The organism is Aliivibrio sp. 1S175, assembly GCF_001690985.1.
In the GTDB taxonomy this organism is placed as follows: domain Bacteria; phylum Pseudomonadota; class Gammaproteobacteria; order Enterobacterales; family Vibrionaceae; genus Aliivibrio.
In genome coordinates this window covers 1-512 of the sequence record NZ_MAJS01000072.1, presented here as the reverse complement: position 1 = coordinate 512, position 512 = coordinate 1, and the positions used below count along the sequence as shown (strand labels likewise).

The window sequence follows — 512 nt, the reverse complement described above, 5'->3', positions numbered from 1 at the left end:
TGATGCATTTGTTATAAGCACATTCTTACACGGTTCATATGAACAAATTGAGCATCTTCTGATGTTACTTGGAAACCAAATTTACGATATAAACCGCCTACCCGATTGCCTTGTAAATAACACAATTCCACTGGTTTATTTTCACTATCAGCAAACTCTAAACATTGGCTTAAAACCTGACTTCCTATTCCTTTTCCGTGAAAGCTTGGTAATAAAAAGAAACGGCAAAAATAGAAATGGTCACCTTTGTTTTGAAGCAAATAGCTACCTATTGCTTCACCTGACATTTCAATAATGGTTGGTTTTTCTTCACCCCATTCATCTTGATGCATTTCACGTTGAATTTTATCGTCCCAACCAAACACAGCCTTAATTGGCTCAAATTCAGCTGCCTTTTTAAGTTCAAATAAGAACTCAAAATCACTATCTTTCGCTGAACGCGTAGAAAATTTCAAACCTTTACCTCTGGCTCAAATAACCTTAATAAATCGGTGCTTATAACGCCTGCATAA

1 protein-coding gene is annotated in these 512 nt (G+C 35.9%); it reads right to left on the bottom strand.

What is annotated here, in order from left to right:
* Positions 1–11: 11 nt before the first annotated feature.
* Positions 12–455, bottom strand: coding sequence for a GNAT family N-acetyltransferase (locus tag A6E06_RS15185; RefSeq protein WP_065593071.1), 444 nt, complete (start codon positions 453–455; stop codon positions 12–14).
* Positions 456–512 lie beyond the last annotated feature (57 nt).